The 7,907-nt window shown below is 69.0% G+C and carries 16 protein-coding genes; 14 read left to right on the forward strand and 2 right to left on the reverse strand.

What is annotated here, in order from left to right; translation table 11 throughout:
- The 13 genes from QK442_RS35655 to QK442_RS35715 form a co-directional block, all read left to right on the forward strand.
- The coding region (locus QK442_RS35655) for a hypothetical protein (RefSeq protein ID WP_282698293.1) at positions 1–346 on the forward strand (346 nt) is incomplete at its 5' end.
- 66 nt (positions 347–412) lie between these two features.
- On the forward strand, positions 413–727 hold the full coding sequence (locus QK442_RS35660) for a hypothetical protein (RefSeq protein WP_282698294.1): 315 nt from the start codon (positions 413–415) through the stop codon (positions 725–727).
- Entirely contained in the window at positions 727–909 is a 183-nt protein-coding gene (locus tag QK442_RS35665; protein WP_282697390.1) for a hypothetical protein, read from the forward strand. Before QK442_RS35660 ends, QK442_RS35665 begins: the two co-directional genes overlap by 1 nt.
- A complete protein-coding gene (locus QK442_RS35670; protein ID WP_282698295.1) occupies positions 909–1,778 on the forward strand; it encodes an N-acetylmuramoyl-L-alanine amidase in 870 nt (289 codons plus the stop codon). Before QK442_RS35665 ends, QK442_RS35670 begins: the two co-directional genes overlap by 1 nt.
- 2 nt (positions 1,779–1,780) lie before the next feature.
- Entirely contained in the window at positions 1,781–2,008 is a 228-nt protein-coding gene (locus QK442_RS35675; RefSeq protein ID WP_282698296.1) for a hypothetical protein, read from the forward strand.
- A complete protein-coding gene (locus QK442_RS35680) occupies positions 2,005–2,259 on the forward strand; it encodes a hypothetical protein (RefSeq protein WP_282698297.1) in 255 nt (84 codons plus the stop codon). The genes QK442_RS35675 and QK442_RS35680 overlap by 4 nt, the downstream gene beginning before the upstream one ends.
- 355 nt (positions 2,260–2,614) lie before the next feature.
- On the forward strand, positions 2,615–3,430 hold the full coding sequence (locus QK442_RS35685; RefSeq protein WP_282698298.1) for a phage antirepressor KilAC domain-containing protein: 816 nt from the start codon (positions 2,615–2,617) through the stop codon (positions 3,428–3,430).
- Between the two features lie 178 nt (positions 3,431–3,608).
- Entirely contained in the window at positions 3,609–3,809 is a 201-nt protein-coding gene (locus QK442_RS35690; RefSeq protein ID WP_282698299.1) for a hypothetical protein, read from the forward strand.
- A gap of 2 nt (positions 3,810–3,811) precedes the next feature.
- Positions 3,812–4,351 carry a DUF6879 family protein gene (locus tag QK442_RS35695; protein WP_282698300.1) on the forward strand — a complete coding sequence of 180 codons (540 nt, stop codon included), beginning with the start codon at positions 3,812–3,814 and terminating at the stop codon, positions 4,349–4,351.
- Positions 4,348–5,187, forward strand: coding sequence for a helix-turn-helix transcriptional regulator (locus tag QK442_RS35700; RefSeq protein ID WP_282698301.1), 840 nt, complete (start codon positions 4,348–4,350; stop codon positions 5,185–5,187). Before QK442_RS35695 ends, QK442_RS35700 begins: the two co-directional genes overlap by 4 nt.
- An 88-nt stretch (positions 5,188–5,275) precedes the next feature.
- On the forward strand, positions 5,276–5,470 hold the full coding sequence (locus tag QK442_RS35705; RefSeq protein WP_282698302.1) for a hypothetical protein: 195 nt from the start codon (positions 5,276–5,278) through the stop codon (positions 5,468–5,470).
- Positions 5,467–5,700, forward strand: coding sequence for a hypothetical protein (locus QK442_RS35710; RefSeq protein ID WP_282698303.1), 234 nt, complete (start codon positions 5,467–5,469; stop codon positions 5,698–5,700). Before QK442_RS35705 ends, QK442_RS35710 begins: the two co-directional genes overlap by 4 nt.
- Complete coding sequence (locus QK442_RS35715; RefSeq protein WP_282698304.1) at positions 5,697–5,873, forward strand: hypothetical protein; 177 nt, start codon at positions 5,697–5,699, stop codon at positions 5,871–5,873. The genes QK442_RS35710 and QK442_RS35715 overlap by 4 nt, the downstream gene beginning before the upstream one ends.
- A 40-nt stretch (positions 5,874–5,913) precedes the next feature.
- Here QK442_RS35715 and QK442_RS35720 read toward each other — a convergent pair whose 3' ends face one another.
- Positions 5,914–6,165, reverse strand: coding sequence for a helix-turn-helix transcriptional regulator (locus QK442_RS35720; RefSeq protein ID WP_282698305.1), 252 nt, complete (start codon positions 6,163–6,165; stop codon positions 5,914–5,916).
- A 127-nt stretch (positions 6,166–6,292) separates the two neighbouring features.
- A complete protein-coding gene (locus QK442_RS35725; protein ID WP_282698306.1) occupies positions 6,293–7,273 on the reverse strand; it encodes a hypothetical protein in 981 nt (326 codons plus the stop codon).
- A 138-nt stretch (positions 7,274–7,411) separates the two neighbouring features.
- On the opposite strand from QK442_RS35725, the gene QK442_RS35730 reads away from it, so the two are divergent.
- On the forward strand, positions 7,412–7,630 hold the full coding sequence (locus QK442_RS35730; protein ID WP_282698307.1) for a hypothetical protein: 219 nt from the start codon (positions 7,412–7,414) through the stop codon (positions 7,628–7,630).
- Positions 7,631–7,907 lie beyond the last annotated feature (277 nt).

The following is a 7,907-nucleotide window of genomic DNA, read 5'->3' on the forward strand; positions in this document are numbered from 1 at the left end:
GCTGGCCAGCCTCGGCAGCTTCGCCACCAACTTCTCCGCCAACCCGGCGATGGCTCCCCGTATGCGGATCCTCCGGGTCCTCGGCACTGAGTGCTGGATGTACGAGGGCCGGATCAACAACTCCGGGGCCAACATGGTGAACACGACGCAGACGATGTTCACCTTCAACAGCGGGTACCGGCCCCTGGTCGAACGTGGCGCGAGCGTGTATGCCGCCACGAGCGCGCACTTCCCGGTGCGTCTCGGCCTGATGGTCTCGGGCGCGCTCACTGGCTCGGTGCCGACGGGTTCGGCGTCGCCGACCACGATCTGGCTGGACGGTGTGTGCTTCACCAACCCTCTCTGACCCCCACCGCTTCACCGCCCGCCCCGCGCCGTCCGGCCGGGGCCCTTCTGCTTCCTGGAGGCCCTCATGTCCCAACCCACCCCGGCCATCGGCCGGATCGTCCACTACCGCGTCAGCAAGGAGGAGGCCGACGCCGTCAACCGCCGTCGGCGGGACTTCCACAACAGCCGGGGCGCCGCTGACCGCACCGGGTTCGTCAGCCACATCGGCAACCGGGTCGAGCCCGGCGACGTGTTCCCCGCGATGATCGTGCGGGTCTGGGACGAGTCCACCGTGACCGTCAACCTCCAGGTGATGCTGGACGGAAACGACGTGCTGTGGGCCACCTCGCGCGCCGAGGGCGCCGAGCCGGGCACCTGGGCATGGCCGGGGCGTGCCTGATGACCCAACGCGCTGAGGAGATCGCCCAGCAGTTCCACGCGGCGTACGAGGAGCTGGCGCCGAGCCACGGCTACGAGACACGCGAGGCGTCCCGGAAGCCCTGGGCCGAGGTGCCCGAGAACAACAAGGGGCTCATGGTCGCGGTCGTCGACCGGCTCCTGTCCGAAGGGGTGATCCGCTGATGGCCGTACCGATGACTGCCGACCAGTGGCTCGCCGCCCTGCGCGCGGAGGGTGTCACCGACATCGTCGAGATGAAGGGCTGGCGCACCCACAACCGCGGCCAGCGCGGCGACGGCTGGGGCGACGTCCACGCCACCATGGTCCACCACACCGCCGGAGAAGGCCCCGGACTCCCGGCCTGGTGCTACAACGGCAACGCGGACCTCCCCGGCCCGCTCTGCCACGACTTCCTGTCCCGCTCCGGCACGCTCTACCTCGTCGGCAACGGCCGGGCGAACCACGCCGGGAAGGTCGCGCGGAACGCGTACGACGCCGTCCTCCACGAGCGGTCCGTACATCCGGCACCGGGGCCCGACGCCCTCGATGGCAACGCGGTCTCGTACGGCCTGGAGGTCGAGAACAACGGCCAGCCCGGCCGCGACTGGACCCCGAAGCAGTACGACGTCGCCGTCCGCGTCCAGGCCGCTCGCTGCCGCTTCCATGGCTGGTCCGCGGACTCGGTCTGGGCCCACAAGGAGGCCACGACGAGGAAGCCGGCCGATCCCCGCATCGACATGGACGCCTTCCGGCGCGACGTTGCCGAGCGCCTGCGGCACCCGGCCTCGTGGAACCCGGCCGACAAGCCCGCCCCGGCCCCGAAGCCCACCCCCAAGGAGGAACCCACCATGGCCCTGTCCGACGCCGACGTGCAGCGCGTCGCACTCGCGGTGCTCGCGTACCGCAACAAGGCCGCCGACGAGGCGAGCAAGAAGAAGACCGGACACCGGATCCCGGACTTCTACGGCTACGTGGTGCAGACGTACACCGCCGTCACGGAGCTGTCCGCGAACGTCAAGAAGATCCTCGCCATCGTCTCCAAGGGAGCCTGACCATGTCCGACGCCGCCAAGCGCACCGCGCGCACCGTCCTCCAGACCGCCATCGGCATCGCCGTCGTCCTCCCCGCGCTCGTCGACGCCTCCGGCATTCCCGCCGCCCTACCGTGGGTCGCCGGCGCGCTTGCCGTCGCGGGCGGCTTCACCCGCGTGATGGCCCTCCCGGGCGTGCAGATGCTTCTCCCGCGCTGGCTGCGCACCGAGGAGCCGGAGCCGCGGGGATGACCCCCTCGGAGTCCACCCACGTGGCGGTGGAGCTGGAGAAGTTGCGTGGGACGGTCGAGGCCGGGTTCGCGCGGGTGGACGGCTCGCTCGCGCTGCTGGTGCAGCGGTCTGATCAGACCGACAAGCAGCTCGCCGACCACGAGGCCCGGCTTGATGCTCTGGAGAAGAACCGGTGGCCCCTCGCGTCCATCGCCGCGCTCACGGCTGTAGCGGGTGCAGGGCTCGCGCTCTGGGAACTGGCCGGCCGCTGAACGTACTCCGCCCCCTCCTTCGGGAGGGGGCGGCTTCGTCATGTCGCCTTCGGTTTAAAGGTGCGCCTTCACACAGGCCGACACGTACGGACGTACGAGAGATAGGTCACATCCGCCATGCCGATTGGAGAGGAATACGACACTGCGTGACACTGACGGCGCACGCCAGAACGCATTGTGAGCAGGACAGATCGAATGCGTCTTAATCGATCAGGGCACTCGGTGCCGCAATCGCGCGTAAAGCGCCCTGCCCCCTGTCACTCGCGCGCCCTAGACTGGTGATCGCCCGGTCGGCTTCGATTCGAAGGCGACAAGAAAACGCCCTCGCGCGGGGTTGCAGCCTACGCAAGGGCAAATGACCTGGAGGAGTAGCTCCTTGGTTCCCTTCAACCCTATCGTTTCCACGCCCGACGGCAACCCCCAGGGGTCCCCGTTCGACGAAATCCGCCGAACGGACGACACCGGCGAGTGGTGGTCCGCCCGCGACCTCCAGCCCCTCCTCGGCTACCTTCGCTGGGAACGCTTCGAGGACTCCTTGGAACGGGCCCGGGTGGCAATCAACAACAGCGGCCAGAGCGCTGACCTGCATATTTCGCGACGCCGCGAAAATCTCCCTGGTGGAACCAAGCCCCGGTCGGACTACAAGCTGACCCGGTACGGCGCGTACATGGTCGCCATGAACGGCGACTCCCGGAAGGCCGAGGTTGCGGCGGCGCAGACGTACTTCGCCGTCCAGACCCGGAAGGCTGAGACGGCCGCCGTCGCGGCACCGGCACTCCCGCAGGACTACGAGGAGGCGCTCGTCGCCCTCCTCGGCAAGGTCCGGGAGAACAAGGCGCTGGAGGCGGAGAACAAGGTCCTCGCTCCGAAGGCCGGCAAGTGGGACGAGTTCCTGAACTCCGACGGGCTGTGTGGCATGACCGAGCTCGCCGACCTCCTCCACACCGATGTCCGCTCTCTGACTGGGTGGCTCGTCGAGACGGGCGTGTTCCGCAAGCAGTCGTCGCAGAACGGCGGCAACAGGAACATGCCGCGGAAGATGTACCAGGACACGGGCCTCTTCGTCGTGAAGCAGGAGACGAAGAACGGCTGGAACTTCCCCACGGCGTACGCCACGGCGCAGGGGATCGACCTCGTCGTCGACATGTGGGAGAAGAGGCAGGCCGCCTGACCCTGAACCACGACGCCCCCTCTGCCTTCCGGCAGAGGGGGCGGCTTCGTCATGTCCAGGGTTGGCGTTGTGCGCAACGCGCCCGCACCTGTCCAGTTCGCACAATCTTGCGCAACTGGCCTGCACCCTCCATCACTTCCAACCATGCTGGAGCTCCATCGACCGAAGGAGCTCTGTCATGACGCTCAGGTTCATCGGCACCACCAGCGAGCACGGCAACTGCCCGACCCTGTACGAGGTCGTCGAGACCGGAGACCTCGTGGTCCAGGGCGACGAGATCGACGACGAGCACCGCGCCCAGCTCCGTGACCTCGGCGTTGCCGAGACCGCCGTCGTCATCCCCCGCGACCTGCTCACCCGCTTCGCCCCCAAGGAGTGACCGTGCCCCCGCTGATCCCCTTCGAGGAGATCGCCCACTACTTCGCCGAGTTCCAGCACAGCGCGTTCCGCCTGGAGACCCGCCGCGGCTACGCCACCGATCGGAACGGCGACCGCTTCAAGGCGTTCATGCGCGGCATCGACCCGGCTCCGGAGCCGGATCACCCATGGAACGTGAACGTGCGCGAGAAGACCGTCGCCGGCGCCCGGTTCTCCCGGGTACGGATCATCGACGAGCCGCCTACGGACGGACAGCGGTTCCTCATGGCGACCGCCGCCGGGAACGCCGAGGCTGGCGAGGACATCCGTGTCCTGCCCCGGGCTGAGGCTGAGCAGCTCGGGGTTGACCTCGCCCACGACTTCTGGCTGTTCGACTCCACCACGCTGGTGCGGATGCACATCGACGACACCGACACCACGATCGGCGTCGAGGTCGTCACGGACCCCGCCGCCGTCCTGGCCGCCTGCCGGGCCCGGGACACAGCACAGGCCGCGGCCGTGCCTACTGCCAAGGTCTGGGCAGCGGTACGGTCCACTGTGTGACCGAGCCCGACAGCAGCCGAGTAGCTCTCGGCGCGCGGCTCTCAGAGCTGCGCGCCGAGACGGGCATGAACGGTAAGGACTTCGCCGCCCGTCTCGGGTGGCAGCGCTCGAAGGTGAGTCGCCTCCAGACCGGCCAGCAGAAGCCGAGCCCCAAGGACCTGGAGCAGTGGGCGGCAGCGTCCGGGCGCGAAGATGTCCTCGGTGAGCTCCTCGCCCGCCTCCGAGGCCTGGAGTCGCAGCCGCAGCACTGGCGCCGCCAGCTCGCCGCCGGCCACGCCCCGGTCCAGGATCGCTACGTCGTGGAGTACCGGCGCGCGGCGACGGCCCGCGGCTACGAGACCAGCGTGGTCCCAGGCCTTTTCCAGACAGCCGACTACGCCCGGCACCTCCTCACGCAGAACGCCGCGTTGATGCGTTCCCCCCGGGACACCGAGGCCGCCGTACAGTCCCGCATGCGCCGTCAGGAAGTGTTGTACGAGCCGGGCAAGCTCTTCCGGATCCTGATCTGGGAGGCGGCCCTCTACGCCAACGTGGGCACCGCAGAGACCATGATCGGTCAGCTTGACCGGCTCGTCGGCCTCATCGGCATGTCAACCGTGGATCTCGGCATCGTGCCCCTCCGCGCGCCCATGCCGCTCACCCCGAAACACGGGTTCTGGATCTTCGACGAACAGCGGGTCGTCGTCGAGACCATCAACACGGAGTTGCAGTACGACGGGCGGGAAGACCTCGACCTCTACACCCGAGTCTGGGACAACCTCTCCGACCACGCCGCCCGCGGCCTCCAGGCGCAACGACTGCTCGGCCGGGTCCGTTCGACGATTGCGCGGCCCTGAGCAACTCCGGCGAAACCCCCGATCGGATCCGAGCAATCCGACGCAATTACCCCGCCGGCTGATGACCAGCCGCTCTACGGTCCCTGGCATGGCGACGCGAACCCGCAGGCCACGGGCCTGCACGTACTGCCCGCGTCCTGACGCGGACACCTGCGTACGGACCCAGCGGCCGGAGTACGGCGGCGGACACATCTACGCCCACCGCGCCTGCGCAGCCGAGCGCGGCGTGACCCCCCTGTACGTCTTCGACACCGAGGCCGCCGGGGTGGGTGAGGCGGGATGACGACGATCCTGCGCCACGCCCTGTGGCGGGTGCTGCCTGATCCGGCCCGCCGTCCGCCGGCGCGGTACGTGCAGTGCCGGGAGTGCGAGGAGAAGTCGCCCGTCACCCCGGTGCAGGCGGAAAGCGATCTGTGGGCGATGACCCACAGCGGCCGCACTCAGCACACCCTCTACCGCGAGTTCGCGGCAACCGACCTGATCACCAAACGCGTCCGAGGAGCCTCGTCATGAGCTACGCGTACGGCCCCGTCTACTGCGACCGCTGCACCCAGCCGATCCTCGGCCAGGTGAAGACGGTTCCGCGACACTCCGCATCCGGGGCTCGGCCGGACGCCACCGTCCACGCTGACCCGCTCGCCTGCGGCCGGCCCGCCACGCGTACGCCCGAGGCCGCGCGCCGCTGAACTCCTGTCCGTGGGCGCCGCCGGCCGCCCACGGACAGGCTCACCGCACCAGCTCGGCCAGGGGTACCCCGATGGCGTCGGCGATGAGCAGCAGGGTGTCGAGGAGTGGTGTCGAGTGGCCCTGCTCGATCCGGTTGTACGTCGCCCGGTCCATGGGGATGGCGTGCGCCACCTGCTCCTGGGTGAGGTTGGCGTGGAGGCGGGCCGCTCGGATCTGGGCACCGATCCGCCGCCGGTGATCGAGGACCCAGTCGGGTGGCGGCGTGGAGCGTGGCACGTGGTCCACGCTCACGGGGGCAAGATCAAAAATCTGTAGGGCAGACCCTACATTGCGCGATCTTCTGCCACCTGAAAGGGTCCTAGCGGCGCCTCTTGAGCGCGTGCCCCGCCTGCGATGATGCCGCGGGCGGGGCACGCTTCTATGCCCGGGCTTGGGCCGTCCATCGGCCGTACCAGGCCATCAGTTGGTTCGTCGTTGAGACGCCGACCGCCGTTCGGGCCTCCGCGAGCTCGGAGGAGACTGTCCGGTGGCTGAGCTTCAGCTCTCGGGCGGCTGCGGGCTGGTCGAGCCCCGCGTCGAAGAGGGTGAGGATGTCGAGCTGGCGGGCGGTGAGCCTTATGTCGCCAGCCTCGGCCAGTGCCTCGGACCACCAGCGAGCCCGTGTCCACAGTCGCTCGAACCCGGCCTTCGCCCACGCGACGGTGGCGCGGTCGCGGACATGCCAGCCACTGTGCGACTCGGTGCCGTCGATGACGTGGTCGTCGATGAAGAGGCTGGCGGTGTCGACGATCACGAGGCGCTGCTCGCGCGCCGAGGACACCTTGATCTGGCCGCCAGCCGCCATGAAGGCGTCTGCGTACGCCCTGGTCCCCTCGTCGGTGAGGGCGGCTAGGCCGTAGACGAGTCGCATGCCGACGCGCCCGCTCCGGAGCAGCTTGAGACTGCGGTCACTTCCGAGGCGGCGCACGTCCACGTTGCGCTCGGCGGGCGGCGCGGGCTGTACGGTGCAGATCTCGTCGGTGGCGAGCGCGGAGACCGCGCCGAGCCGGTCGTTCATCTGGGCCATGGTCGGCAGGAGTTCGGACCGCTCGGCTCCTCCGTACATCCGGTACTCCTCGAAGTGGGCGTACAGGCCCTCGATGGCGGAGATCTGGCGGATTCGGGTGAGGCTGCGTTCGAGGGTCTCCTGCTCGGCTTCGAGGACGCGCTGCGCAACGGCCCGGGGGTCTATAGCGACCCAGCCTGCGGGGTCGTACGGGTCTCGGATTACGAGGCCGGTGGCGGCCAGCCGCTGGGCTGCTTGGTCGCAGACAGGTTCACCGGCCGCGATCGCTTTGTATGTCACCTGGTCGTCTGGCGTGAGCGCGAGTTCGAGCGCGCTCCCGCTGTTCTTCTGCATTCCCACCCCTTCGCTGCGCGTTGCGATCACTCGCAACGCGTGATGTTGCAGCGCCCCAGGTCTAGATCCTGGCATACGCACGTGGCACTCTCATAGGGAACGCGAAATACGCAAGGGTGTTCGAAGAAAGGTTTCGTTGTGACCCGAGTGAAGATGATCAGGGCGCTCGCCGTGGCCGCGTTCGCGGCGGCGGTCATCGCCGTCCCCGTGTCCGCTGCGACCGCCTCGGACGAAGCGTCGACGTTCGGTACCACCGAGGGGGACATCGGCTGGGGCGCCCCTCCGACGGAGACCTCCGTGCCGACTTCGCCCCCGAGTCCGTCGGCTCTTCCGGCAGGAGACATCGGCTGGGGCTGATCGCCCCTCCCGAGCCACCCCCCCCATATGAACGTGCCGGTCTCTGCACCTGGTGACCCCCCGGATGGGTCCGGCACAGAGCGAGGCCCCCGACCATGATGCGGTCGGGGGCCTCGCGGCCATTGTGCCTTGCGACCAGGGCTTTCGCCATGATCGGTTGGGGGATTTTTGGGAGACGCCCTCCCTACGCGAGCCCACGCGAACACCCCGTGAGCCCCCGTCAACGCCTAGGGCCCCACCCGACGATCTACCGTCTGAGCAGGGCCCCAGGGCCATT

Source organism: Streptomyces sp. CC208A (assembly GCF_030010625.1).
Lineage (GTDB): Bacteria > Actinomycetota > Actinomycetes > Streptomycetales > Streptomycetaceae > Streptomyces.